General features: G+C 69.3%; 20 protein-coding genes and 1 tRNA gene. 11 read left to right on the top strand and 10 right to left on the bottom strand.

Annotated elements, in window-relative coordinates; translation table 11 throughout:
* Positions 1-10: 10 nt before the first annotated feature.
* From GEV27_RS11375 to pyk, 4 genes are all read left to right on the top strand, one after another.
* On the top strand, positions 11-436 hold the full coding sequence (locus GEV27_RS11375) for a universal stress protein (RefSeq protein WP_153652421.1): 426 nt from the start codon (positions 11-13) through the stop codon (positions 434-436).
* A 139-nt stretch (positions 437-575) separates the two neighbouring features.
* Positions 576-5,165: a glutamate synthase large subunit gene (gltB, locus tag GEV27_RS11370; RefSeq protein ID WP_153934348.1), complete on the top strand. Its 4,590-nt coding sequence runs from the start codon at positions 576-578 to the stop codon at positions 5,163-5,165.
* Positions 5,158-6,624: a glutamate synthase subunit beta gene (locus tag GEV27_RS11365; protein WP_153652422.1), complete on the top strand. Its 1,467-nt coding sequence runs from the start codon at positions 5,158-5,160 to the stop codon at positions 6,622-6,624. Before gltB ends, GEV27_RS11365 begins: the two co-directional genes overlap by 8 nt.
* Before the next feature lie 89 nt (positions 6,625-6,713).
* The gene (gene pyk, locus GEV27_RS11360) at positions 6,714-8,168 is read left to right on the top strand and encodes a pyruvate kinase (protein WP_309222197.1); all 1,455 of its coding nucleotides are present in this window, start codon (positions 6,714-6,716) and stop codon (positions 8,166-8,168) included.
* Positions 8,169-8,181: 13 nt separating this feature from the next.
* Here pyk and GEV27_RS11355 read toward each other — a convergent pair.
* A tRNA-Leu gene (locus GEV27_RS11355) sits at positions 8,182-8,264 on the bottom strand.
* Between the two features lie 41 nt (positions 8,265-8,305).
* Here GEV27_RS11355 and GEV27_RS11350 point away from each other — a divergent pair.
* From GEV27_RS11350 to GEV27_RS11340, 3 genes are all read left to right on the top strand, one after another.
* Positions 8,306-8,920 carry an ANTAR domain-containing response regulator gene (locus tag GEV27_RS11350; RefSeq protein WP_153655001.1) on the top strand — a complete coding sequence of 205 codons (615 nt, stop codon included), beginning with the start codon at positions 8,306-8,308 and terminating at the stop codon, positions 8,918-8,920.
* Between the two features lie 159 nt (positions 8,921-9,079).
* The gene (locus tag GEV27_RS11345) at positions 9,080-10,369 is read left to right on the top strand and encodes an ABC transporter substrate-binding protein (protein WP_153911452.1); all 1,290 of its coding nucleotides are present in this window, start codon (positions 9,080-9,082) and stop codon (positions 10,367-10,369) included.
* Positions 10,370-10,614: 245 nt separating this feature from the next.
* Positions 10,615-11,532, top strand: a complete 918-nt coding sequence (locus GEV27_RS11340; protein ID WP_153934346.1) for a hypothetical protein — start codon at positions 10,615-10,617, stop codon at positions 11,530-11,532.
* A 79-nt stretch (positions 11,533-11,611) separates the two neighbouring features.
* On the opposite strand, the gene GEV27_RS11335 is transcribed toward GEV27_RS11340, so the two are convergent.
* From GEV27_RS11335 to GEV27_RS11315, 5 genes are all read right to left on the bottom strand, one after another.
* On the bottom strand, positions 11,612-12,394 hold the full coding sequence (locus GEV27_RS11335; RefSeq protein WP_153652426.1) for an ABC transporter ATP-binding protein: 783 nt from the start codon (positions 12,392-12,394) through the stop codon (positions 11,612-11,614).
* The gene (locus GEV27_RS11330) at positions 12,391-13,311 is read right to left on the bottom strand and encodes an ABC transporter ATP-binding protein (RefSeq protein WP_153934344.1); all 921 of its coding nucleotides are present in this window, start codon (positions 13,309-13,311) and stop codon (positions 12,391-12,393) included. The genes GEV27_RS11335 and GEV27_RS11330 overlap by 4 nt, the downstream gene beginning before the upstream one ends.
* Positions 13,301-14,296: a branched-chain amino acid ABC transporter permease gene (locus tag GEV27_RS11325; protein WP_153652428.1), complete on the bottom strand. Its 996-nt coding sequence runs from the start codon at positions 14,294-14,296 to the stop codon at positions 13,301-13,303. The genes GEV27_RS11330 and GEV27_RS11325 overlap by 11 nt, the downstream gene beginning before the upstream one ends.
* Positions 14,297-14,305: 9 nt before the next feature.
* Positions 14,306-15,601, bottom strand: coding sequence for a branched-chain amino acid ABC transporter permease (locus GEV27_RS11320; protein WP_208430838.1), 1,296 nt, complete (start codon positions 15,599-15,601; stop codon positions 14,306-14,308).
* A 213-nt stretch (positions 15,602-15,814) separates the two neighbouring features.
* Positions 15,815-16,561: a DUF554 domain-containing protein gene (locus tag GEV27_RS11315; RefSeq protein ID WP_153652429.1), complete on the bottom strand. Its 747-nt coding sequence runs from the start codon at positions 16,559-16,561 to the stop codon at positions 15,815-15,817.
* Positions 16,562-16,681: 120 nt separating this feature from the next.
* Between GEV27_RS11315 and GEV27_RS11310 the strand changes: the two genes are divergently transcribed.
* Together GEV27_RS11310 and polA are read left to right on the top strand one after the other, a co-directional pair.
* Positions 16,682-17,299, top strand: a complete 618-nt coding sequence (locus tag GEV27_RS11310; RefSeq protein ID WP_153652430.1) for a GNAT family N-acetyltransferase — start codon at positions 16,682-16,684, stop codon at positions 17,297-17,299.
* A 37-nt stretch (positions 17,300-17,336) separates the two neighbouring features.
* Positions 17,337-19,997, top strand: a complete 2,661-nt coding sequence (gene polA, locus GEV27_RS11305; protein ID WP_309222196.1) for a DNA polymerase I — start codon at positions 17,337-17,339, stop codon at positions 19,995-19,997.
* A gap of 85 nt (positions 19,998-20,082) precedes the next feature.
* Here the strand turns inward: polA and GEV27_RS11300 are convergent, their stop codons facing one another.
* Positions 20,083-21,288 (bottom strand): polysaccharide biosynthesis protein, encoded by a 1,206-nt coding sequence (locus GEV27_RS11300; RefSeq protein ID WP_153934342.1) that lies wholly within the window; start codon positions 21,286-21,288, stop codon positions 20,083-20,085.
* Between the two features lie 47 nt (positions 21,289-21,335).
* Between GEV27_RS11300 and GEV27_RS11295 the strand changes: the two genes are divergently transcribed.
* The gene (locus tag GEV27_RS11295; RefSeq protein ID WP_153652433.1) at positions 21,336-23,063 is read left to right on the top strand and encodes a hypothetical protein; all 1,728 of its coding nucleotides are present in this window, start codon (positions 21,336-21,338) and stop codon (positions 23,061-23,063) included.
* Here the strand turns inward: GEV27_RS11295 and GEV27_RS11290 are convergent.
* The 3 genes from GEV27_RS11290 to GEV27_RS11280 are packed head-to-tail and all read right to left on the bottom strand — an operon-like array spanning position 23,013 to position 25,997.
* Entirely contained in the window at positions 23,013-23,765 is a 753-nt protein-coding gene (locus GEV27_RS11290) for a decaprenylphospho-beta-D-erythro-pentofuranosid-2-ulose 2-reductase (protein WP_153652434.1), read from the bottom strand. The genes GEV27_RS11295 and GEV27_RS11290 overlap by 51 nt on opposite strands.
* A 7-nt stretch (positions 23,766-23,772) precedes the next feature.
* Positions 23,773-25,122: an FAD-binding protein gene (locus GEV27_RS11285; RefSeq protein ID WP_153934340.1), complete on the bottom strand. Its 1,350-nt coding sequence runs from the start codon at positions 25,120-25,122 to the stop codon at positions 23,773-23,775.
* Complete coding sequence (locus GEV27_RS11280; RefSeq protein WP_153934338.1) at positions 25,119-25,997, bottom strand: decaprenyl-phosphate phosphoribosyltransferase; 879 nt, start codon at positions 25,995-25,997, stop codon at positions 25,119-25,121. Before GEV27_RS11280 ends, GEV27_RS11285 begins: the two co-directional genes overlap by 4 nt.
* A 122-nt stretch (positions 25,998-26,119) precedes the next feature.
* Between GEV27_RS11280 and GEV27_RS11275 the strand changes: the two genes are divergently transcribed.
* On the top strand, positions 26,120-26,266 hold the full coding sequence (locus GEV27_RS11275) for a hypothetical protein (RefSeq protein ID WP_153652437.1): 147 nt from the start codon (positions 26,120-26,122) through the stop codon (positions 26,264-26,266).
* The last annotated feature ends 29 nt before the right edge of the window (positions 26,267-26,295 follow it).

Here is a 26,295-nt window from a genome sequence, read left to right as displayed (position 1 = left end):
AGGAGGACCCATGCCGAAGACCATTCTCGTCGGAGTCGACGGAAGCGACAGCGCCCGTCAGGCCGCACAGACCGCCGCCGAGCTCGCTGCCGCCACCGGCGCCCGTCTCCACGTCGTGACCGCAGTCGACGAGAGGACCCGGACGGAGGACGAGGTCGTCATGGGCGACGTCCGTCTGCTGACGCCGGGCGAGCGTGCGGAGGCCATCGCGGCCGAGGTCGCGAGCTCGCTGTCGGGCATCACCGCCGAGGTCCACGTGGGCCTCGCTCACGGCAAGCCCGGCGACGCCCTGGTGCAGGTCGCCAAGGACATCGGCGCCGATCTCATCGTGGTCGGCAACCGGCGCGTGCAGGGGATCGGTCGCATCCTGGGAAGCGTCGCCACCGACGTGGCCCACCACGCGCCCTGCGACGTCTACATCGTCAAGACCGTCTGAGCCGGCGGCTGCCCCCGCCGGGGGCAGCCGCTTCGCGCGCACCCGGGCGGGTGTGTAATCTTGTGATGCTGTCCGAGGCCAATGTCGTCCCCGGTACGAACTTTTCGTGACCATCGATGACGTGAGAAAGGGCCCCAGCATGCGTGCCCAGCCCCAGTCCGTGCAGAAGCTGCCGTTCGCGCCGCTGTCGACGCTCCCCGCTGCGCAGGGTCTGTACGACCCCGCCAACGAGCACGACGCGTGCGGAGTCGCCTTCGTCGCGACGCTGACCGGCGTCCCGAGCAACGACATCGTCGACAAGGGACTGACCGCCCTGCGCAACCTCGACCACCGAGGTGCGGTCGGCGGTGAGCCCGACACCGGTGACGGCGCGGGCATCCTGATCCAGGTCCCCGACCGGTTCCTGCGCGCAGTCGGCGGCGTCGAGCTGCCCGAGCTCGGCTCGTACGCGTGCGGCATGGCCTTCCTGCCCGTCGACCCCGACACCGCCGCCGAGGCGCGCTCCGCGGTCGAGGCGATCGCCGTGGAGGAGAACCTCACGGTCCTCGGCTGGCGCGACGTCCCGGTCAACCCCGAGATCCTCGGCTCGATGTCGCGCGGCGCTATGCCCTCGTTCGCCCTGCTGTTCCTGGAGTCCGCGGGCGAGCCGCTCAGCGGCATCGCCCTCGACCGCGCGGCGTACGGGCTGCGCAAGCGCGTCGAGCACGAGCTGGGCGTCTACTTCCCGTCGCTGTCGAGCCGCACCCTGGTCTACAAGGGCATGCTCACGACCGATCAGCTCGAGGGCTTCTTCCCCGACCTGCTCGACAAGCGCATGGAGTCCGCGCTCGCGATCGTGCACAGCCGGTTCTCGACCAACACCTTCCCCAGCTGGCCGCTCGCGCACCCGTTCCGCTTCGTGGCCCACAACGGTGAGATCAACACCGCGCGCGGCAACCGCAACTGGATGCGCGCCCGCGAGGCGCTGCTGGAGAGCGACCTGATCCCCGGCGACATGCAGCGGCTGTTCCCGATCTGCGATCCCCACGGCAGCGACACCGCCTCGCTCGACGAGGTGCTCGAGCTGCTGCACCTGGGCGGGCGGTCCCTCCCGCACGCGGTCATGATGATGATCCCCGAGGCCTGGGAGAACGACACCGACATGGACCCGGCCCGCCGGGCGTTCTACGAGTTCCACTCCTCGGTCATGGAGGCCTGGGACGGCCCCGCCGCGGTGTGCTTCACCGACGGCACCCAGATCGGTGCGGTCCTCGACCGCAACGGCCTGCGCCCGGGCCGCTACTGGGTCACCGACGACGGCCTGGTCGTGCTCGCGTCCGAGGCGGGCGTCCTCGACATCGACCAGAAGACGATCGTCCGCAAGGGTCGCCTCGAGCCGGGCAAGATGTTCCTGCTCGACCTCGACGAGCACCGCATCATCGAGGACGAGGAGATCAAGGGCGCGCTCGCGTCCGAGCACCCGTACGACGAGTGGCTCTACTCCGGACTGGTCCGCTTCGAGGACCTGCCCGATCTCGAGCACATCGTCCACACGCACGCCTCCGTCACCCGTCGTCAGCAGGTCTTCGGGTACACCGAGGAGGAGCTGCGCATCCTCATCGCGCCGATGGCCCGCACCGGTGCCGAGGCGATCGGCTCGATGGGCACCGACACGCCCATCGCGGCGATCTCGGACCGCCCCCGCCAGCTGTTCGACTACTTCTCGCAGCTCTTCGCGCAGGTGACGAACCCGCCGCTGGACGCGATCCGCGAGGAGGTCGTCACGTCGCTCGCGGGCACGATCGGCCCCGAGCGCAACCTGCTCGCGCCGAGCCCCGCGTCGTGCCGCATGTTGCAGCTGCCGTTCCCGGTGCTCGACAACGACGAGCTGGCCAAGATCCGGCACATGAACAAGGACGGCGACATGCCGGGCTTCTCGGTCCACGTCGTCCGCGGCCTGTACGACGTGCACGGCGGGGGAGAGGCGCTGCGCGCCAAGCTCGCCGAGATCTGCGACGAGGTCTCCCGCGCGATCGCCGACGGTGCCCGCATCATCGTGCTGTCCGACCGGCACTCCAACGCCGATCTCGCCCCGATCCCGTCGCTGCTGCTGACCGGCGCGGTGCACCACCACATGGTGCGCGAGAAGCTCCGCACCCAGGCCGGCCTGATCATCGAGGCCGGTGACGTCCGCGAGGTGCACCACGTCGCGCTGCTCATCGGCTACGGCGCGACCGCGGTCAACCCCTACCTCGTGCTCGAGACCGCCGAGGACCTCGCCCGCGAGAAGGTCTTCGTCGAGGGCGTCGCCCCGGGCCAGGCCCTGCGCAACGTCGTCTACGGCCTGGGCAAGGGCGTCCTGAAGGTCATGAGCAAGATCGGCGTCTCGACGGTCGCGTCCTACACCGGCGCGCAGATCTTCGAGGCCGTCGGCCTGTCGCACGACGTCATCGAGGCCTACTTCACCGGCACGTCCTCCAAGCTCGGTGGCGTCGGCCTGGACGTCCTCGCGCAGGAGGTCCGTGCACGCCACCTCACGGCGTACCCGGTCAGCGGCATCTCCGGCACGCGTCGCCACCTCGAGGTGGGCGGCGAGTACCAGTGGCGCCGGCAGGGTCCTGAGCACCTGTTCGACCCCGAGACGGTCTTCCGCCTGCAGCACTCGACACGCACGGGCTCGTACGAGATCTTCAAGCAGTACACCTCCCGCGTCGACGACCAGTCCGAGCGGCTCATGACGCTGCGCGGTCTGTTCGCCCTGCCGCACGAGCAGGGCCGCGCCGGGCTCCGTCCGCCGATCCCGATCGACGAGGTCGAGCCGGTCTCGGAGATCGTCAAGCGCTTCTCCACCGGTGCGATGTCCTACGGGTCGATCAGCCAGGAGGCGCACGAGACCCTCGCGATCGCGATGAACCGCCTCGGCGCCAAGTCCAACACGGGCGAGGGCGGCGAGGACCCCGAGCGCCTGTACGACCCCGAGCGTCGCTCGGCGATCAAGCAGGTCGCGTCGGGACGGTTCGGCGTGACGTCGGAGTACCTGACGAACGCCGACGACATCCAGATCAAGATGGCGCAGGGCGCCAAGCCCGGCGAGGGCGGCCAGCTGCCCGGACCCAAGGTCTACCCGTGGGTCGCCCGGACCCGTCACTCGACGCCCGGCGTCGGCCTCATCTCGCCGCCGCCGCACCACGACATCTACTCCATTGAGGACCTCAAGCAGCTCATCCACGACCTCAAGAACGCCAACCCGTCGGCACGCGTGCACGTCAAGCTCGTGTCCGAGGTCGGCGTCGGCACGGTCGCGGCCGGCGTCTCGAAGGCCAAGGCGGACGTCGTGCTGGTCTCGGGACACGACGGCGGCACGGGCGCGTCCCCGCTGACGTCGCTCAAGCACGCGGGCGGACCGTGGGAGCTCGGCCTCGCCGAGACGCAGCAGACGCTGCTGCTCAACGGACTGCGTGACCGTATCGTCGTGCAGGCCGACGGCCAGCTCAAGACCGGTCGGGACGTCGTCATCGCGGCGCTGCTCGGTGCCGAGGAGTTCGGCTTCGCGACCGCCCCGCTGGTCGTCAGCGGCTGCATCATGATGCGGGTCTGCCACCTCGACACCTGCCCCGTGGGCGTCGCGACGCAGAACAAGGCGCTGCGCGAGAAGTACTCCGGCAAGGCCGAGTACCTCGTCAACTTCTTCACGTACATCGCGCAGGAGGTGCGCGAGCACCTCGCCGCACTGGGCTTCCGCTCGATCGAGGAGGCCGTCGGTCACGCCGAGGTCATCGACACCAACCGCGCGGTGCACCACTGGAAGGCCGAGGGCCTGGACCTGACGCCGATCTTCCACGTGCCGGAGCTGCCCGAGGGTGCGTCGCGGCACTGCACGACGAGCCAGGACCACGCCCTGGACCGTGCGCTCGACAATGAGCTCATCGCGCTCAGCGCCGATGCGCTCGAGCGGGGCGAGCCGGTCCGCGCGCAGGTCGAGATCCGCAACGTCAACCGCACGGTCGGCACGATGCTGGGCCATGAGGTGACCAAGCGCTACCGCGGCGAGGGCCTGCCCGAGAACACGATCGACCTCACGTTCCTCGGCTCGGCGGGCCAGTCCTTCGGTGCGTTCGTGCCCAAGGGCATCACGCTGCGCCTCGAGGGCGACGGCAACGACTACGTCGGCAAGGGCCTGTCGGGCGGACGCATCGTGGTGCGGCCCCCGCGCGACGTCCAGTTCACCGCCGAGGCACAGATCGTGGCCGGCAACGTCATCGGCTTCGGCGCGACGGGGGGCGAGATCTTCCTGCGCGGACGGGTCGGCGAGCGCTTCTGCGTCCGCAACTCCGGCGCCAGCGCGGTCGTGGAGGGCGTGGGCGACCACGCGCTCGAGTACATGACGGGTGGCCGGGTCGTCATCCTCGGCCCGACCGGACGCAACGTCGCGGCCGGCATGAGCGGCGGATCGGCGTACGTGCTCGATCTCGACGAGGACCTGGTCAACCGCGACATGGTCGAGACCCGGCCCGTGCCCGAGGCCACGGCGGTCGAGCTCGAACGCTTGGTGCGCAAGCATCAGGAGGAGACCGGCTCGGTCGTGGCCGAGCAGCTGCTCGCCCACTGGGAGCAGTCATTGACGAGATTCACCGAGATCATGCCGGTCAACTACCGGCTGGTCCTGGAGGCGCGCGCCGCCGCAGAGGCCGAGGGCCTGTCCGAGGAAGACACCACAGCACGCATGATGGAGGTGGCCGCACGTGGCTGATCCCAGAGGTTTCATCACGACTCCGCGCCAGGTCGCGCAGCGCCGTCCCGTCGAGGAGCGGGTCAAGGACTGGAACGAGGTCTATCCGGGCGGTCCGGGCCGGGCACTGCTCCCGATCATCACCGAGCAGGCCGGGCGCTGCATGGACTGCGGCATCCCGTTCTGCCACTCGGGCTGCCCCTTGGGCAACCTGATCCCGGAGTGGAACGACCTGGTGTGGCGCGACGACTGGGACGAGGCGCTGGATCGTCTGCACGCGACCAACAACTTCCCGGAGTTCACCGGACGGCTGTGCCCCGCGCCGTGCGAGACCGCGTGCGTCGTGGGCATCAACCGCGACGCTGTGACGATCAAGAACGTCGAGGTCTCGATCATCGACAAGGCGTGGGACGACCGTCGGGTCCGCCCCGAGGCTCCTGAGTGGCTGACCGGCAAGACCGTGGCCGTGGTGGGCTCCGGCCCCGCGGGTCTCGCGGCCGCCCAGCAGCTGACCCGGGCCGGGCACACCGTCGCGGTCTACGAGCGTGACGACAAGCCCGGCGGGCTGCTGCGCTACGGCATCCCCGAGTTCAAGATGGAGAAGGTCCACGTCGACCGTCGCATCAACCAGATGGAGCGCGAGGGAACGGTCTTCCGCACGGGCGTGCAGGTCGGCGACACGCTGACCGGCTCGCAGCTGCGCGATCGTTACGACGCGGTCGTGCTGGCGATCGGCTCGACCGTGCGCCGCGACCTCCCGGCCCCGGGCCGCGAGCTGGCCGGCATCCACCAGGCCATGGAGTTCCTGCCCCAGGCCAACCGGGTTGCCCTCGGCGAGGAGGTCGAGGACCAGATCGTCGCGACCGGCAAGGACGTCGTCATCATCGGTGGCGGCGACACCGGAGCCGACTGCCTCGGCACGTCGGTGCGCCAGGGCGCCCGGTCGATCACGCAGCTCGAGATCATGCCCAACCCGGGCACCGAGCGTCCGGGCCACCAGCCGTGGCCGACCTACCCGATGACGTACCGGGTGTCCTCCGCGCACGAGGAGGCGGGCGACCGCGTCTATTCGGTGTCGACCAAGGAGTTCGTCGGCGACGAGAACGGCCACGTGAGCGCCCTGCGTCTGGTCGAGGTCGAGTTCGTCGACGGCAAGCTCACCGAGATCGAGGGCACCGAGCGTGACCTGCCCGCGCAGCTCGTGCTGTTCGCGATGGGCTTCACCGGCCCGCAGACCGAGGGTCTGGTCGACCAGCTCGGCTGCGAGCTCGACGAGCGGGGCAACGTCAAGCGCGACAAGCGCTACATGTCCAGCGTGGACGGCGTGTTCGTCGCAGGAGACGCGGGACGCGGCCAGTCGCTCATCGTGTGGGCCATCGCTGAGGGACGTTCGGCCGCCTCGGGCGTCGACGCGTACCTGTCGGGGTCGACCAACCTGCCGGCGCCGATCCCCCCGAACGCACGTCCCCTGGCGGTCTGAGACGGGCGGTTGCCGGCTTTTCTGAGTTTGTTGTGTGAAACGACAAAATTGACTCGCCGGTAACCGCTCGGCATGTCTACTGTGGAGATGTGAGAAGAGCAAAGATCGTCTGCACCCTTGGTCCTGCTGTCGGCAACGCCTTCAAGATCCTCAAGCTGGCCGAGGCCGGGATGGACGTCGCACGGCTCAACATGAGCCACGGCGACCAGTCCGACCACGAGCAGAACTTCGGCTGGGTCCGTGAGGCCGCCGAGACCACGGGCAAGGCGATCGCGATCCTCGCGGACCTGCAGGGTCCCAAGATCCGTCTGGGCCGGTTCGCCGACGGTCCGGTCCACCTCGAGGTCGGCTCGACGTTCACGATCACGACCGACGACATCCTGGGCGACCACTCGCGGTGCTCCACGACGTACAAGGGCCTGCCGGGCGACGTGAAGGCCGGCGACGAGATCCTCATCGACGACGGGCGCATGCGCCTGCGTGCCACGGCGGTCACCGCGACCGACGTGACCTGCGAGGTCGAGACCGCCGGGCCGGTCAGCAACAACAAGGGCATCAACCTGCCCGGCGTCATGGTCAGCGTCCCGGCGATGAGCGAGAAGGACGTCGACGACCTGCGGTTCGCGCTGCGACTCGGTGTCGACTTCATCGCGCTGTCGTTCGTGCGCTCGGCGGACGACTACGAGGACGTCCGCAAGATCATGATCGAGGAGGGCATCCACCGCCCCGTCATCGCCAAGATCGAGAAGCCCCAGGCGGTCGACAACCTCGACGGCATCATGGACGCCTTCGACGGCGTGATGGTCGCGCGCGGCGACCTCGGCGTCGAGCTGCCGCTCGAGGACGTCCCGATCGTGCAGAAGCTCATCGTGGAGAAGGCCCGCCGCAACGCCAAGCCGGTCATCGTGGCGACCCAGATGCTCGAGTCGATGATCTCCGCGCCCCGCCCGACCCGCGCCGAGGCCTCCGACGTCGCCAACGCGGTGCTCGACGGCGCCGACGCGGTGATGCTGTCCGGTGAGACCAGCGTGGGGGAGTACCCCATCCACACGGTGCACACGATGGCCCGCATCATCGAGTCGACCGAAGACCACGGGCTGCCGCGCATGGCGGCGTTCACGTGGCGTCCCCGCACCAAGAGCGGGATCATCTGCCGGGCCGCGTCCGACGTCGCCGAGGCCGTGGACGCCCGGTTCGTGGTCGCGTTCACGACCACGGGCGACTCCGCCCGGCGCATGACGCGCTACCGCTCGCGGGTGCCGGTGATCGCGTTCACGCCCGATCCGCTCGTGCGCCGCCAGCTCGCGATGAGCTGGGGCATCGAGACGTTCACGGTGCCCGAGGTCAAGCACACCGATGACATGGTCCTGCAGGTCGACAAGGCGCTGCTGGCGATCCAGCGCTGCACCGAGGGACAGCAGGTCGTCATCGTGGCCGGTGCGCCTCCGGGAATCCCCGGCTCGACCAACGCGCTGCGCATCCACAACATGGGCGATGCGATCAACGGGGTCACACCTGCATACTCCGAGCGCATGACGCAGTAGGTCCGGACAACTGTGCCGAGTGCGGGACTCGAACCCGCACGCCCTTTCGGACAACGGTTTTTGAGACCGTCGCGTCTACCATTCCGCCAACTCGGCTTGCCTCCGACGAGGCCGTATAACCTTCTCATGTGACCGTCATGCCACCCCCATCGGGATCGTCCCCGCAGCCACGTGTCGTGATCGCCGAGGACGAGGCGCTGATCCGCCTCGATCTTGCCGAGATGCTCGCCGAGGAGGGCTACGAGGTCGTCGGCCAGGCCGGTGACGGTGAGGCCGCGGTCGAGCTCGTCCTGCGGCACCGGCCCGATCTCGTCGTGATGGACGTCAAGATGCCCAAGCTCGACGGGATCGCGGCGGCGGCGCAGATCGCCCAGGAGCGGATCGCGCCGGTCGTCATGCTGACCGCGTTCAGCCAGCGCGAGCTGGTGGAGCGCGCGCGGGAGGCGGGCGCGATGGCGTACCTCGTCAAGCCCTTCACGAAGTCCGACCTGGTCCCCGCGATCGAGATGGCCCGCAGCCGTTTCGCCGAGATCCGCCAGCTCGAGAGCGAGGTCGGCGACCTGACCGATCAGCTGGCCACCCGCAAGGCGGTCGAGCGGGCCAAGGGCCTGCTGCAGGAGGCCCTGGACATCAGCGAGCCCGAGGCGTTCCGCTGGATCCAGCGCACCGCGATGGACCTGCGTCTGACGATGATGCAGGTCGCTCAGGGTGTCATCGACCACGGCCCGGCACTCGGGAAGACGGCCGACTGAGCGGTCCCCGGACGGATTGGTCCGCGTGGGTTACAAAACGGTGACTTAACCAACCGGCTACAGAACCTTGACCCAAAGAGGCGTCAACAAGACTAGGTTCTGTCGTACGAGTACGCACCCTGGCGCGGGCCACGGGCTTTCTACACATCCGGAGGATTGATGAAACGCAGTACCACAACGATTCGCCTGGCTGCAGTTGCAGTCACGAGCGCTCTCGTTCTCGCTGCCTGTGGCGGTAGCGACAGCGACGGTGGCGGCGACAAGAAGACCGAGTCCGCTCCTGCCAACAAGGGTGACGGCACACTGACCATCGGTCAGCTGCTCCCGCAGACCGGCAGCCTCGCGTACCTCGGCCCGCCGGAGTTCGCGGGTGTCGAGCTGGCCATCAAGGACATCAACGCCGCCGGTGGCGTCAACGGCAAGGACGTCGTCGGCGTCAAGGCCGACTCCGGTGACACCGACTCGGGCATCGCCCCGGCCGAGACCGACAAGCTGCTCAAGGCCAAGTCCGACGTCGTCGTCGGTGCTGCCTCCTCGGGTGTCTCGCTGACCGTCATCGACAAGATCATGTCGGCCGGCGTCGTGCAGTTCTCGCCCGCCAACACGTCGACCGACTTCGACGAGGGTGACTACTCCAAGCCCGACCTGTACTTCCGCACGGCACCGTCCGACATCCTGCAGGGTGCGGTTCTGGCCAACCTCCTCATCGAGGACGGAAAGCAGAACGTCGCGATCCTGGCCCGCCAGGACGCGTACGGCGAGACCCTCGCCAAGGAGGTCACCAAGAACCTCAAGGACGCCGGTTCGACCGTCGCCGCCAGCGTTCTCTACAGCGAGAAGACCGGTCCCGGCGACAGCCAGATCACCGAGATCGCCAACGCCAAGGCTGATGCCGTGCTCCTCATCGCGTTCGAGGAGACCACGACGATCATCCCGAAGCTCATCCAGGCCGGCGCCGGCCCGCAGGACGTCTCGACGTACTTCGTCGACGGCAACACGGCCAACTACGGCAAGGGTGACGCGGCTTCGCTGCCTGACGGCACGCTCAAGGGCACCAAGGGCACCATCCCGGGCGCTGAGGCCAAGACGGAGTTCCGTGACCGTCTCGCCACGGTCAACTCCAAGCTGAAGGATTACGCCTACTCGGCCGAGTCCTACGACGCGACCGTCGTGTCGGCTCTCGCGGCCATCGTCGCGGGCGACGACTCCGGCGAGGCGATCGCCAAGGAGATCCCGAACGTCACCAAGGGCGGCGAGAAGTGCGACTCGTTCGAGGCGTGCGCCGCGCTGCTGAAGGATGACCCGAAGACCGACATCGACTACGACGGTGTCTCCGGTCCGATCGAGCTCGGCGAGACGGGCAGCCCCACGGCCGCCTCGATCGGCATCTACGAGTACGACGGCAAGAACAAGATCGAGCCCATCAAGTACATCGCGGGCAACATCTGATCGACCGAGGTCGCTGACTCCTCAGCCACTTCAAGAGGGCCCCGGTGCTTCGGCACCGGGGCCCTCTGCCGTCCCCACCCGCCGACCCGCCCACGAGTCACGTACGGACGCCGGCGAGTCGCGTACGGACGCCGGCGAGTCGCGTACGGACGCCGGCGAGTCGCGTACGGGCGCCGGCGAGTCACGAAGCGGTGACCTGTGGACAGCCGGGGGACAACCGGGCGCAACAGGCGTTCGATGACCCCATGGAGACCACGACCCTCATCAACGCAGGCCAGCCCTTCCTCTACCGCGACCACGGCGCGGTTGGATTGTCCGACACCGCCTTCCGTGCAGCGTTCGCCGACGGCCACATCGTCCGGCTCATCGATCGGGTCTACGTTGATGCGCGCGCCGAGGACTCGCGCGAGCTACGCGTCGAGGCGGCCCGGCTGGTCGTCCCGGCACACGCAGTCGTGTCCGACGAGACGGCGGCGTGGATCTGGGGCGTCGACGCGTACAAACCGTCGGACCGGCACCGGTTCGAGCCGCAGTGGGTCGTCCCGCACGGGCGAGGCCGCACGCGCGTCGAAGGTCTCGCCTGCCGGCAAGCGCTGATCGACGACGAGGACGTGCTCGAGGTCGGCGGCCTCGCGGTGACCCACCCGCTGCGGACGACGTCCGATCTCCTGCGCAAGCAGTGGCGCCCGTACGCGATGGCCTCGGCCGACGCCATGGCGCACGCCGGACTGGTCCGTCCGATGGACGTCCGGGCGTACGTGGCGCGGCTCAAGGGATATCGCGGCATTCGCCAGGCACGCGTGCTGGCTCAGCTGATCGAGCCCAAGTCGGCCAGTCCGGGGGAGTCCTGGACCCGGCTCCGACTGACCGATGCGGGTTTCCCGCGGCCGCAGGCACAGGTCGAGGTGGCGGACGCAGCGGGGCTGCAGCGCTTCCTCGACCTGGCCTATGTCCGTCGCCGCATCGCCGTCGAGTACGACGGCCGCGAGTTCCACACCGCGGACCCCGACGACGTGCACGACGAGGAACGTCGCCGTCTGCTCATCGCCATGGGCTATCGGTTCGTGATCGTGCGGTACGAGCAGGTCTTCGGGGTCGACCCCGCGTTCGAGCGCGGGGTCGGCGAGCTGCTCGGCATGACGCCGATCGCCCGCTGGTGGTGACTTCTCAGCGTCCGTACGTGACTCCTGAGCGTCCGTGCGTGACTCGTCGGCGTCCGTGCGTGACTCGTGGGCGCTTGGGTCAGTCGGCGTTCTGGCCCAGGGTGCCGAGGTAGAGCTCGATGACCTTGGGGTCGTTGGCCAGCGAGCGTCCCGTGCCGGAGTACGCGTTGGTGCCGTGGTCGAGGACGTAGCCGCGGTCGCAGATCTGCAGGCAGCGGCGAGCGTTCTGCTCGACCATGACGATCGAGACGCCGGCCTTGTTGATGTTGCGCGTCTGCACGAACACCTCGTCCTGGAGCACCGGTGACAGACCTGCGGACGGCTCGTCGAGCAGCAGCACGGACGGGTCCATCATCAGGGCGCGTCCCATCGCCACCATCTGACGCTCACCACCGGACAGCTGCCCGGCGCGCTGCTTGCGACGCTCGCCGAGCCGCGGGAACAGGTCGGTCACGAATCCGAAGCGCTCGGTGAACCGCTTGGGGTCCTGGTAGCAGCCCATCTCGAGGTTCTCCTCGATCGTGAGGCTCGGGAAGACGTTCTCGGTCTGCGGGACGAAGCCGATGCCCTTGGTGACGAGCTGGTCGGCACGCTGGTTGGTGATGTCGTCACCCTTGAGCTTGACCGAGCCCTCGTGGACCTTGACCAGGCCGAACAGCGCCTTCAGCAGCGTCGACTTGCCGGCGCCGTTGGGGCCGATGATGCCGACGAGCTCGCCGGGCTGGCAGTACAGGTCCGCGCCGTTGAGGATGTTGACCCCCGGCAGGTAGCCCGCGATCAGGTTGTCCGCGCGCAGCACGGCCCCGTCGGCATTGGCGAGGTGCTTCTCGCGCTCGGACATGGTGGTGGGGGAGTCAGTCATGGCTTCTTCTCCTCGGCGGCCTCGGCCTCGAGCTCGGCCTCAGCCTCCTGCTCGAGCTCCGAGACGTCGATCTCGGTGATGTCGGTGTCGTGGTGGGCGCCCAGGTACGCGTCGATGACCCGCTGATCGGCCATGACCGACTGGGGGGTGCCCTCGGCGACGATCTGCCCCTGCGCCATGACGATGACCCAGTCGGAGATGTCGCGGACCATGTCCATGTCGTGCTCGACGAACAGGACGGTGCGTCCCTCGTCGCGCAGCGACTTCACGTGGCCGAGCAGCGACTGCTTGAGGGCCGGGTTCACGCCGGCCATGGGCTCGTCGAGCATGATCAGCTCGGGGTCGACCATGAGAGCGCGCGCCATCTCCAGCAGCTTGCGCTGGCCGCCCGACAGCGAGCCGGCGAAGTCCTCGCGCTTGGCGTCGAGCTTGAAGCGCTCGAGCAGCGCGTCGGCCCGCTTGGTGTTCTCGTCCTCCTGCGACTTCCACAGCGACTTGAACGCCGCGGAGAGGAACTTCTCGCCGCGCTGGCCCTTGGCGCCGAGCCGCATGTTCTCGATGACCGTGAGCTTGGCGAGCACCTTGGTCAGCTGGAACGTGCGGACCATGCCGAGGCGGGCGACCTTGTAGGCCGGCACCTTGCCGAGCGAGGTGCCGTTGAACGTCCACTCGCCGCTGTCGGGCTCGTCGAAGCCGGTCAGCAGGTTGAACAGCGTCGTCTTGCCGGCACCGTTGGGACCGATGAGAGCGGTGATGACGCCGCGCTGGATCTCGATCTTCTCGACGTCGACGGCCTTGAGGCCGCCGAACGTGCGGGTGATGTTGCTGCCCTTGATGATCGGGTCGGGCTTGGAGGCCCCGGGTTCGTTGGAGACACCAGCGAGCGATCCACTGGCCCCACTGAGTTCAGCGGCCATCGATTGCGATCTCCCTTCGGTCGCCGAAGATCCCCTGGGGTCGGAAGATCATCAGCAGCATGAGGCCCAGTCCAAGAAGGATGAGGCGGATGAGGCTGGCCTGGTCGGGCTCCATGATCCAGCTGGGGATCACGGGGTTGGTGCCCTTGGTCGCCTCGCTGAAGAACGAGCCGATGCCCGCGATGAGGAACCAGAAGAGCATCGAGCCGACGACCGGGCCGAGCACCCGCGCGGCGCCACCGATGAGCAGGGCAGCGTACGCGTAGAAGGTGAAGGTGGTGTTGAAGTCGGTCGGCACGGCCGAGCCCTGCTTGAGGATGTGGAAGATGCCGGCGATGCCGCCGAACACGCCACCGAGGACGAGCGCCTGCATCTTGTAGGCGAAGACGTTCTTGCCGAGCGAGCGCACGGCGTCCTCGTCCTCACGGATCGACTTGAGTACACGTCCCCACGGGCTGCGCATGAGCGCCCACACGATGAGGCACGAGATCGCGACGAGCGTCCACCCGACCGTGATCGACCAGAGGTCGTTGCGGCTGAACGACACGACGCCGAGGCTCAGCCCGTCGTCGTACGGGTTGAGCTTCTGGTAGGGGCCCACGAAGCCGTTGAGGCCGTTGGAGCCCCCGAACGTGCTCTTGAACTCGACCGCGCCGAAGATGAGCCGCAGGATCTCCGACGACGCGATCGTCACGATCGCGAGGTAGTCGGCCCGCAGGCGCAGGGTCGGCACGCCGAGGATGAGGGCGAGGACGACCGCGCCGAGCAGACCGATGACGATGCCCAGCAGGAACGGCAGATCCCAGGTGACGACGCTGACGGCGAGGCCGAAGGCGGCGATCGCCATGAAGCCGGCCTGGCCGAAGTTCAGCAGACCGGTGTAGCCGAAGTGGACGTTGAGGCCGATCGCGGCGAGTGCGAAGACGATGGCCTGCGGTCCGAATGCCGCCGAGAAGGCGGCGTCGATGATGGTTCCGAAATCCATGAGGGTGCCCTATCCGATCCGCTGGGCTTTGCCGAGGATGCCTTGAGGCCTGACGAGAAGGATCAGGATCAGCACGACGAGCGCGCCGACCTCCTTGATCGAGGCAGGCACACCGAAGACCGGTCCGAGCTCGACCATCAGGCCGATGATCAGCGAGCCGACCAGCGCTCCCCAGATCGTCCCGAGGCCGCCGAGGGTGACGCCCGCGAAGACGAGGAGCAGAAGGTCGAATCCCATCTGGAACTTGACCTGCTCCTGCACCGCGAGGAGCACGCCGGCCAGGCCGGTCAGTGCGGTGCCGAGCACCCACACCGCCGAGATGACCCCGTCGACGCGCATGCCCGAGGACGCCGACAGTGCCGGGTTGTCGGAGACCGCTCGCATCGCCTTGCCGAGGCGGGTACGCATCAGGGCGATGCAGGTGACCGCGATCGTCACGATCGTGACGATGAGGATCGCGATCTCCTTGTTCGACAGGTCGATCGGGCCGTAGCTCTGTCGGCCCTGCACGACGTACTCCGACAGCGTGCGGGTGGACCCGCCGAAGCCGTACTGGAAGATGCTGCGCATGAACACGGCGAGGCCGATCGACACGATCATCATGGCGATCAGTCCGGTGCCGCGATGCCGTAGTGGTCGCCACAGCCCCCTGTCCTGCAGGTAGCCGAAGATCGCACACACGATCACCGCGCACACGCCGGCCAGGATCACGGGTAGCCCGGCGCCCTGGTTGAAGATGTACGTCGTGATCGCACCGAGCGTGATGAGCTCGCCGTGCGCGAAGTTGGTCAGCCCGGTGGTGCCGAAGATGAGCGACAGGCCGAGGGCGGCGAGGGCGATCAGCAGGCCCTTGATGATGCCCGACCGGGTGCCGTCGATGATCTGGCTGGCCTTGGAGGCCTTCTCGACCACGAGGGCGCCGATCTGGAACTGCACGAAGTTGGACGAGGCGAGCTTGACCTGGACGGTCTTGGTCGTCTCGCCGGCACCGCTCAGCTTGACGCCCTGGGGCAGCGTCTGCGGGTCGAGCACGACGACGTAGGTGCCGTTGCCGGGGATGCCGATGCTGACCCGGCCGGTCTGGTCGGTGGTCTGGGTGCCCTGCTCCTCACCGGTCTTGCTGTCCTTGAACACCGTCAACGAGACGCCGGGGATCGGGGTGGGTTCACCATCGCCGCCCTTGAGGTCCTTCAGCGTCACCGTGATGTTGGCGCCCTCCACGATCGGGTTCTGATCGGGTGCGGCGCCGGTCGGTGCGGGGGTGGTGGGGGTGGGGGTCGTCTCGGCCGATGCCGAGGCGGGCACGAGGAGGAGAGACGTCCCCAGTGCTGCTGCTAGTAGGGCCGCGAGTCGCAATCGCACGCATGAACTCCTGTCGGCTTACCGGGGGTGGTGCTTGTCGGTCTCTGGACTATAGCCACAACAAGGCGTCACCCGCGGGGTCAAAGTGGGGAATGAGGTAACAGTTGGGTTTCGTTACGGGCGGGTGCTGTCTCAGTGCACTGCGCGGGTGCTGTCTCAGTGAACTGCGATAGCAATCTGGCACAGAATCGGCGCCACCACGAGTGCAGGCAGCAGGTCAGCCACCGCGATGGCCTTGATGTCCAGCAACCGCAGGGCGACGCCGATCAGGATCAGGCCTCCGGTCGCGGTCAGGGCGACGAGGTGCGCGTCGGGCAGGAACGAGCCGAGGACTGCGCCCAGCACGGTCAGCGATCCCTGGATCACCAGGACCGACACGGCCGAGGCCATGACCCCGATGCCGAACGAGGCCGCGAACGCGAGCGCCGCGAACGCGTCCAGCGTCGACTTGAGCAGGAGCTGGTCGGCGCCGTTGCCGAGACCCTCGTTGATCGAGCCGAGGATCGTCAGCGGGCCCACGCAGAAGACCAGCGAGCTGATCACGAAGCCCTCGATGAACCGCTCGCGCCCCTCGCCGGCGTCCCCGCGGGTCAGTCGTCGCTGCAGGACGCCGCCGAATGCCTCGAGGCGGTCCTCGAGGCGCAGGAACGATCCGGCGATCCCGCCGAGCACCAATGCGCCCAGGACGATGAGCATCGGGGCGCTGGTGCCGACGGCGTCGCTCAGGTCGGAGGAGGACACCTCCATCGCGGCCTGCGCGGCGATGAGCAGGGTCACCAGGCCGAGGGCGGCCGTGACCGTCGTACGCACGTGAGGGCTGAGCCGGTGGCCGATCAGGAGACCGAGACCCGAGCCTGCGAGCACGGCCACGACATTGGTGGCGGTGCCGTACCCGACGAACATGTAGGGTCTCCCTCGACGATTGAGTGTTCAACCGGACACGATGTTCCAGCCCAGCGCGTAGTGTGTCAGTTTGGCCCGCTGGGGGCGCAGGACGTCCAGGACGAGAGGCAGGAACGGCATATGTCGGCCCGACCGCACATCATCCTGAGGGACGCCGACCGCGAGGACGCGGCAGCGCTCATCGACCTGTGGACCGAGTGCGCGGGCGCGAGCGTCGACGAGGGCTCCGAGGCGTTCACCCAGCAGTCCTTGTGGCGACAGCCGGGCATTGCCGAGGCCTCGGCCGCCCTCGACCTGTCGTTCACGCGACCTGACAAGCGCATCATCGTCGCGCTGGTCGAGGGCGAGATCGTCGGCGCCACGGTGTGCGACATCGGCACCTTGACCCCGATCAACCTCACCCGCGTCCTTGTCGTGACGGAGATCCAGGTCTCGCCCCGCTTCCGGCGCAAGTCGGTCGCCTCGACGCTGCTGTCGGCGGCCGCGAGCTACGGCGAGGACAACAACTGCGAGATCGTCGTGGCGGCGATCCCGGTCCACTCGCGCGAGCCGCACCGTTATCTGACCAAGATCGGCTTCAACCAGATCGCGGTCCTGCGGGCCATCCAGTCCAGCAAGCTGCGCTCGCGCCTGACGACCAAGGCCACGAACTCCCGTGACACCGGCAAGCTCATCGCGGTGCGCCGTACGCTGCGCCGCCGCCAGGGTGACGTGCGCGGGGCCCGCCCGCGCCCGTAGGTCCGGTTCGTCACCGCCTCCGACTAGAGTCGGTGCGGTGGACCGCCTCCTGCTGATCGACGGCCATTCCGTCGCCTACCGTGCCTTCTTCGCCCTCCCCGTCGACAACTTCTCGACGACCACGGGCCAACACACCAATGCCGTCTTCGGCTTCACGTCGATGCTCATCAACGTGCTGCGCGACGAGGCGCCGACACACGTCGCGGTGGCCTTCGACGTCTCCCGCAAGACGTTCCGGCTCGAGCAGTACCCCGACTACAAGGGCAACCGGTCCAAGTCGCCGCAGGAGTTCACCGGCCAGATCCCACTGATCAAGCAGGTGCTCGACGCGCTGCACATCACGACGTTCGAGAAGGACGGCTTCGAGGCCGACGACATCATCGGCACCCTCGCGACCCGGGCCGAGTCCGCGGGCATGGAGGTGCTGATCTGCACGGGTGACCGCGACGCCCTGCAGCTGGTGACCGACACGACCACCGTGCTCTATCCCCGCAAGGGCGTCTCCGACCTCGCGCGGATGACCCCCGAGGCGGTGCAGGAGAAGTACGGCGTCGCGCCGGTCAACTATCCCGACATCGCCGCGATGGTGGGCGAGACGAGCGACAACCTGCCCGGCGTCCCCGGCGTCGGCCCCAAGACGGCGGCCAAGTGGCTCGCGCAGTTCGGCTCCCTCGACGAGATCATCGCGAAGGCCGACCAGATCCCCGGCAAGGCCGGCGCCTCGCTGCGTGAGCACCTCGACGACGTCATCCGCAACCGCAGCATCAACGCGCTGATCCGCGACCTCGACCTCCCCGCGGGGCCGGCCGACCTGGCGTTCGACACGGTGTGGGACCGCGAGGCGATCCACACCGTGTTCGACGCGCTGGAGTTCAACGCGCTGCGGGTGCGGCTGTTCGAGGCGTTCGGCGAGACCCCGCCGCAGGCCGAGGACGGCTTCGACCTCGACGGCAGGACGCTCGAGCCCGGCGCGGTGGCCGCGTGGCTCGACGCGCAGGAGCCCGGTGGGCGGCTCGGCCTGCACGTGCAGGGGTCGTGGGGCCGCGGCACGGGCGACGTGGTGGCCCTTGCGATCGCCTCGGACGAGTCCGCGGTCTGGATCAACACCGACGACATCACCCCCGAGGACGACGCCGCGATCGCCGCGTGGCTGGCCGATCCCGAGCGTCCCAAGGTGCTGCACGACGCCAAGGGGCCGCTGCTGGCTCTCGCCGCACGGGGCTGGACGGTGGCCGGCCTCGTCGCCGACACCGCACTGTCCGCGTACGTCGTGCGGCCCGATCAGCGTTCCTACGACCTGGGCGATCTGTCGGTGCGCTACCTGAAGCGCGAGCTCCGCGACGACTCCGACGACGCCGGCCAGCTGACGCTCGACACCGACACCCTCGGCGGCGAGGCCGGCATGCTGCGCGCCCGGGCCACCCTCGACCTGGCCAGGGTGCTGGACGAGGAGGTCGAGCAGCACGGAGGCACTGCACTGATCACCGACGTCGAGCTGCCGCTGGTCGCGACGCTGGCGCGCATGGAGCGCACCGGCATCGCGGTCGACGACGACCACCTGGTGGGGCTCGAGTCCGAGTTCGCGGCGCGCGCGCAGAACGCGGCAGCCGAGGCCTTCGCCGCGATCGGCGGCAAGGAGATCAACCTGGGCTCGCCCAAGCAGCTGCAGGTCGTGCTCTTCGACGAGCTCGGCATGCCCAAGACCAAGAAGACCAAGACCGGCTACACGACCGACGCGGACTCGCTCCAGCAGCTCTACGCCAAGACCGGGCACCCGTTCCTGCAGCACCTGCTCGACCACCGCGACGTGACCCGGCTGCGGCAGACGGTCGAGGGGCTGCGCAAGTCGATCTCGGACGACGGACGCATCCACACGACATACGCCCAGACCATCGCGGCGACGGGCCGGCTGAGCTCCAACGACCCCAATCTGCAGAACATCCCGATCCGCACCGCGTCGGGACGTCGCATCCGCGAGGCGTTCTGCGTCGGGGACGGCTTCGAGACGCTGCTGACCGCCGACTACAGCCAGATCGAGATGCGCATCATGGCGCACCTGTCCGAGGACGCCGATCTCATCGCGGCGTTCAACTCCGGCGAGGACTTCCACACGATCATGGCGGCCAAGGTGTTCGCCAAGGATCCGGCCGACATCGACACCGAGCTGCGCGCCAAGATCAAGGCGATGAACTACGGCCTGGCCTACGGCCTGTCGTCGTACGGGCTCAGCCAGCAGCTCAGCATCTCGACCGGCGAGGCGCAGGGCCTGATGGACGACTACTTCCAGCGGTTCGGTGGGGTGCGCGACTACCTGCGCGGGCTCGTCGACGAGGCGCGTCGCACCGGCTACACCGAGACGATCATGGGCCGGCGCCGCTATCTGCCGGATCTGCAGAGCGACAACCGCCAGCGTCGCGAGATGGCCGAGCGCATGGCGCTCAACGCCCCGATCCAGGGATCGGCGGCCGACATCATCAAGGTCGCGATGCTCGGGGTCGAGCGCGCTCTCGACGCGGCCGGGCTGACGTCGCGGATGCTGCTGCAGGTGCACGACGAGCTCGTGCTGGAGGTGGCGCCGGGGGAGCAGGCCCAGGTCGAGCAGCTGGTCCGCGAGCAGATGGCCTCCGCCGCATCCCTCTCGGTCCCGCTGGACGTCTCGGTCGGCATCGGCCGCACCTGGCACGAGGCCGGCCACTGACCCACCCGGCCCAGATTTGCGTACTCCTGCACCTTCCGCGGAGCGGATTCCGTGCAGAAGTCCGCAAATCTGGGCTGGGTGGGGGTCAGTGCTGCGGGGGCTCGCGGGACGGCAGCGGCGCGAGGTAGACCACGAGGGCGAGGACCGCGGAGACCGTCGCCATCGTGATCACGAGGCCTGTGATGCCCACGCCCAGGCCGTACGCCGAGGCGAGCACCGCGGCGACCGCGGCCCAGATCATCACCACGATGCCGTGCGCGTGCCGTGCGAGCGCGTCGAAGACCAGCAGGTGCACGACCGCGAGCGAGGAGCCGGCCACCGCGAACAGCCAGAGGCGGTCGGTGATCTCGGCGTACTGGTCGCCGCCGACGAGGATCAGCGCGACCTTGGGCAGGACGGCCGTGGCGGCGACCGCGACGGAGCCGAACGCCACGACCAGGGACACCGCACGCAGCCGGGCGTGGTGCGTCGTGGCGCGGGCCAGGTTGGGGAACAGCACGACGCTGACGAACTGCGGGAAGAACAGCGCGGCCTTCGCGAGGATCAGCCCCGAGGCGTACAGGCCGCTGTCGTGCTCGTCGAAGCGGTTGCGGGCGATGAGGGAGTCCATGTTGCTCAGCACGAAGTACGCGAGCAGGGCGTGGGTCGACAGGAGCGCCTCGCGCAGCAACGGGCGCCTGCTGATCACGGCTGTCCCGGGGCTGCGGCCCATCATCAGCCGGGCACCTGCCAGCACCGGGAGCCAGGAGCCGACGGCCAGGCCCACCATCGCGCCGGTCGGCGTGGCCGAGACGGCGAGACCGATCGTTCCACCGACGAGCCGACCGATGCCGTTGCCGAGATAGATCGCCGTCAGTGCGCCCCACCGCTCCAGTCCCTGCGCGATCCCGCACTGCGCGCCCATGATCGTCAGGGGGACGAGGGCGGCTCCGCACAGCACGACGGGCCAGTAGGAGCCCAGCTTGAGGGCGGGCGTCAGACCCAGGGTCGCGACCGCGACGACCAGGCCGACCATCCCCGCGACCATGAGCGTCACCCGCAGCGTCGCGCTGATGATCTCGTCGGCGTGGTCGGGATCGACCGCGATCCGTCGCGCGGTGACCGCCTGGAGGCCGAGCGCGCTCACGGTGCCGACCAGGATGATGCCGAACAGGGCCGTGAGGGCGCCGAACTCCTTGGGCACCAGCAAGCGGGCCGAGACGACGTTGAACCCGTAGACGGCGATGTTCATGCCCATCATCCCGGCGGCCACGAGGGTTCCGCCGGTCATCGTCGTACGCGCGGACCTCACCACGGCACAATAGCCGGGGGACGGTCCGACCAGGAGCAGGGGCGAACATGCGGTGGTGGCGAGGCGTCGACCTGCGTGCTGCGGTCGTGCCTGCGTGGTGCGCGCTGCTGACCCTCGCGATCGCGGCGCCCTGGCTGCGTGCGGGGCACATCCTCTCGTACGACATGGTGTGGGTGCCGGAGCTGGACCTGGACCGTCCCGAGGTGTGGGGGCTCGGATCCGGCCTCCCGCGGGCGGTCCCGTCCGACGCGGTCGCAGCACTCCTCGGCGCCGTGCTCCCCGCAGCGCTGGTCCAGCGGCTGTTCCTCATGGGGTCGTTGTTCCTGCTGGCGCTCGGCATGGCGCGCCTCCTACGTCATCGGCACCTGGTGGGGCAGCTCGCCGCGGCGACCTTCGCGGTGTGGAATCCGTACGTGGCCGAGCGGCTCGTGCTCGGGCAGTGGCCGGTCATCGTCGCGCTCGCGGCGTTCCCGTGGCTCATCGGCACCCTGGTCTCCAGGGACGGGCCGCGGTGGTCCGTGGTCACGATCGCCCTCGCAGCGGCCGCGCTCTCTCCGGTCACCGGCGTGATGGGCCTGGTCCTGGCCCTCGCGGTCGGCCGACGCAACGGTGTCGTCCGCATCGTGGGGCTGGCCGCACTCGTGAACGCTCCGTGGATCGTCTCGGGCCTGCTCCACGCCTCGATCGCACGGACGGACCCCGCGGCCGTACGCCTCTTCGACGTCCAGGGGGAGGGATCGTTCGGCCGGCTGGGGTCGGCCCTCACGCTCGGCGGCATCTGGAACACCGAGGTGGTCCCGACGTCACGGACGCTGCTGCTCGCGGTGCTGATCGGCCTCGTGCTGGCCGCGGTGATGGTGGTCGGCCTGGTCACGATGTGGCGCGACGACCGGGCCCTGCTCGGCGGGCTCGCCGCCGCGGGTGCGATCGGCATCGTCGTGGCGTTGTCGGGCTGGCTGGCCCCCGGCACCGTGGCCCGGATCGTGGGCGACGTCCCCGGTGGGGGGATCGTGCGCGACGGGACGCGGTGGCTGGCCCTGCTGGTGCCGCTCGAGGCCGTGGCGCTCGGCGTGGGAGCCCACACCGCGCTCGGCCGGGCCCGGCACACGTCCTGGGAGGTCCCGACGATCGTGCTGGCCCTGCTGGTGCCCCTCGCGGCCCTGCCCGACATCGCGTGGGGCGTGGGCGGGAGGCTCGAGCCCACGACGTACCCGGCCGCATGGAGCGACGCCCGGCGCGTGATCGACAAGACCTCGACGTCGGGGGACGTGATGGTGCTGCCGTTCACCGCCTATCGTGCCCCGGCGTGGAACGACCGGACGCCGGTGCTCGACCCGGCGGGGCGCTTCTTCGGACGTACGACCGTGACCAACGACGAGCTCGACGTCTCCGGACGGCTGATCGCGGGGGAGGACCCCCGTGCTCGTCGCATCGGCCGGATCCTGGCGGATGGCCACGACGTCCCGCGCCGCCTCGCCCGTGCGGGGATCGGCATCGTCGTGATCGAGACCGACGTGCCGGGTGCAGAGGCGGCCGCGAAGCCGTTCGCCGACTCGCGCACGATCCCCGTCGGCGGGACGGGCCTGCGGGTCGTGGCCCTCGACGGTGCCCGACCCGCGACGATCGACCCGCGGGACCGCACGATCATGACCGTGACCTGGTCGCTCGCGGGCCTGACGATCCTGCTCGCGCTGATCGGCCTGCTGCGCTCGCTGGCGGGCCGTCTAGATCGGAAGCCGGCGGAACACCGTCCGCGGCAGGTGACGCAGCCCTGACATGACGACGCGCATCGTGCCGGGGACCCAGATCTGCTCCTTGCCGTCGCGCACGGCCTCGACGACGGCCTCGGCCACGCCCTCGGGCGTCGTGGCGAGCGGGGCCGCCTCGAGCCCTGTGGTCATCTTGGAGTGCACGAAGCCCGGACGGACGACGAGCACGTGCCCGCCCAGCTCGCGCAGGGCCTCGCCGAGACCGGTGTAGAACGCGTCCATGCCGGCTTTGGTGGAGCCGTAGACGAAGTTGGAGCGGCGCGGTCGCTCGCCGGCGACGCTGGACAGGGCGACGATGACACCGTGACCCTGCGTCCGGATGCGCGCACCCAGCGCGACGCCCGCCGTGACCGCACCCACGTAGTTGACCTCCGCGAGCTCGCGTGCCGCGTCCACGTCGGTCCACGCCTGCTCGGGGTCGCCCAGCAGGCCGAAGGCGACCACCGCGATGTCGATGTCGTCCTCGATGCTCTCGACGATGGCGCGGTGCGCGGCAGTGTCCACCGCGTCGAAGTCGACCGCCTCCACGACGCAGCCGGCCGCGGTCAGCTCGGTGACAGCGGCGTCGCGGCGCTCGCCCGGTCGCGCGGCGAGGGTGACGCGCAGACCCGGGGCGAGCCCCGCGTACCGTCGGGCGATCGCCAGGGCGATGTCGGACGTGCCGCCGAGCAGGAGCACGTGCTGGGGGTTGCCGAGGGCGTTGATCATGCAGACCTCACAGGTCGAGTCGTCGGGACAGGTCGGAGCGCAGGACGCCGTGCGGATCGACGCGGTGGCGCACCGCGAGGAACTCGTCGAGCCGGGGATACATCTGGCGGAGGGTGGTCGGCGTCGTCCGGGAGTCCTTGGCGAGGTAGACCCGGCCGCCGGCCTCGACGACCAGCGCGTCGAGATGGTCCAGCAGCGCGCCGAGGCCCGGCCGGACCGGCAGGTCGACGGCCAGCGTCCACCCCGGGACCGGGAACGACAGCGGCGCCGGACTGGCCTCGCCGAACCTCTTCAGCACGTTGAGCGACGAGACGTGCCCGGACGCGGCGATCCGCTCGACCGCCTCGGTGAACGCCGCGACCTCGGCGTCGGGCACCACGAACTGGTACTGGCAGAAGCCGCGTGGACCGTACAGCCGGTTCCAGTCGCCTACCACGTCGAGCGGGTGGAAGAACTGCGTGATGTCCTGCACCTCGCCGGTGCGGTGCCGGGGGGCCTTGGCGTACCAGAGGGCGTTGAACGCCTTGGCGCTCACGCGGTTGACCATGCTGATCGGCGGACGGACCGGCACCCGCCCGCGCTGGGGCGCGGCGAACTCGAGGGCGCGGCTGCGCAGATCGGGGTCGAGGTCGTCCAGGCGGGCCGAGTTGCCGCGGGTGATGACCGAGCGGCCCAGCGACGAGCCGGTCGTGGAGGTGTCGAACCAGGCGACCGAGTAGTCGTAGGCCGCGTCACCTGTCACGAGCCGGTCGAGCAGCGTCCCGAGATCCGGTGTGCGCTCGGTGTCGACGAGGAAGTACGAGGTCTGGACGCGCTTGAGCTGGATCGTCGCCTCCAGGACGATGCCGGTCAGTCCCATGCCGCCCACCGTGGCCCAGAACAGCTCGGGGTCGTCGCCCGAGGGGGAGAGGGTCAGGACGTCGCCCGAGGGCACGAGCAGCTCGATCGAGAGCAGATGATGCCCGAAGCTGCCGTCGACGTGGTGGTTCTTGCCGTGGACGTCGGCGGCGATCGCCCCGCCGACCGTGACCTGGCGGGTGCCCGGGACCACGGGCAGCCACAGGCCGAGGGGCAGCATCGCGCGGAGCAGGCGGTCCAGGCTGATGCCGGCCTGCACGCGTACCGAGCGGGCACGGGTGTCGACGTCGAGGATGCCGTTCCAGCCCGTGAGGTCCAGGACAGTGCCGCCGGCGTTCTGCGCGGGGTCTCCGTAGCTGCGCCCGAGCCCGCGGGTGATCACTCCCCGCGAGCCGGCCTGCGCGATCGCCGACCGGAGATCGTCCAGCTGCCGGGGCTGCTCCACCTGCGAGACCGTGGGGCTCGTGCCGCCCCAGCCCGTGAGCGTCGTCCGGGTCATGAGGCGTACACCCCGGTCGCGAAGATGATGAGCCAGACGGCTCCGAGGACCTGCAGGGCCGGATCGCGCAGGACGGCCTCCTCCGGCTCGCCGGCCAGGCCGCGGTCGACGTCGACCGCGTAGCGCAGCAGCCCGACCACGAACGGTGCGATCGAGATCGCCTGCCAGTTGATCTCGGCATGCGAAGAGATCTCGAACGCCCACAGGCTGTAGGCCGTGATGGTCACCGCTGCAGCCAGGCTCCATACGAACCGCAGGTACGACTCCGAGTACGTCTCGAGGGTCTTGCGCGTGCCGGCCGCAGAGCCCAGGCTCCGCAGCTCGGAGTAGCGCTTGCCCGCGACCATGAAGAGGGAGCCGAATGCGGCCACGAGCAGGAACCACTGCGACAGGGGCACGTCGACGGCCACGCCGCCGGCGATGGCGCGGAGCAGGAAGCCCGCAGCCACGATCGACAGGTCGATGACCGGCTGGCGCTTGAGCCCCACGGCGTAGGCGATCTGCAGCAGCGCGTAGAGGATGAGCGTCGCCGCGAGCTGCGGCGCGACGGCGTACCCGATGCCGATGCCCAGCGCCGCGCAGACGCCCGAGCAGGCGAGCGCGAGCGTCGAGGAGAGCTCACCGGAGGCGACGGGACGGTTCCGCTTGGTCGGGTGGCGGCGGTCGTCCTCGGCGTCGATGACGTCGTTGAGCAGGTAGATGCCGGCCGCGGCCAGCGTGAACGCCACGAACGTCGCGACGACGTCGAGCACGATGCCGGTGGTCCAGGTGAGTCCTGCGGCGAGAGGGGCCGCGAGGACGAGGGTGTTCTTGGTCCACTGCCGGGGCCGCATCGTCCTGATGACAGCGGACGCGGTCCGCGCGGGGGTGTTCATGGTGCGCCCAGACTAGCCGCGCAGGGGTCTTCCGTCCGTCCGCGCAGAATGCATGTCGCAAGCGCGCGCAATGAGCCCGACTCGCTGGTAACATAGGTCACAGATTGAGGGAGGGACTCATCGTGGGAACAATCACAGGCGGCATCGTCGCTTTCATCGCAGGTCTCGGTCTGGCCACGGCCACCGTCGTGGGCGTCGTCCAGACACAGCAGTCCGCCGGCGAGAAGCCGGTCGAGTCGACGAACGTGAGCTACGGCTCGAACAACTGACGTCGGGCGTCCAGCGCCCGGATCGACAT

The organism is Aeromicrobium sp. S22 (assembly GCF_009661045.1).
In the GTDB taxonomy this organism is placed as follows: Bacteria; Actinomycetota; Actinomycetes; order Propionibacteriales; family Nocardioidaceae; genus Aeromicrobium; species Aeromicrobium yanjiei.
Note: the sequence above shows the minus strand (reverse complement) of the source record. Positions and strands in the feature narration are given on the sequence as shown.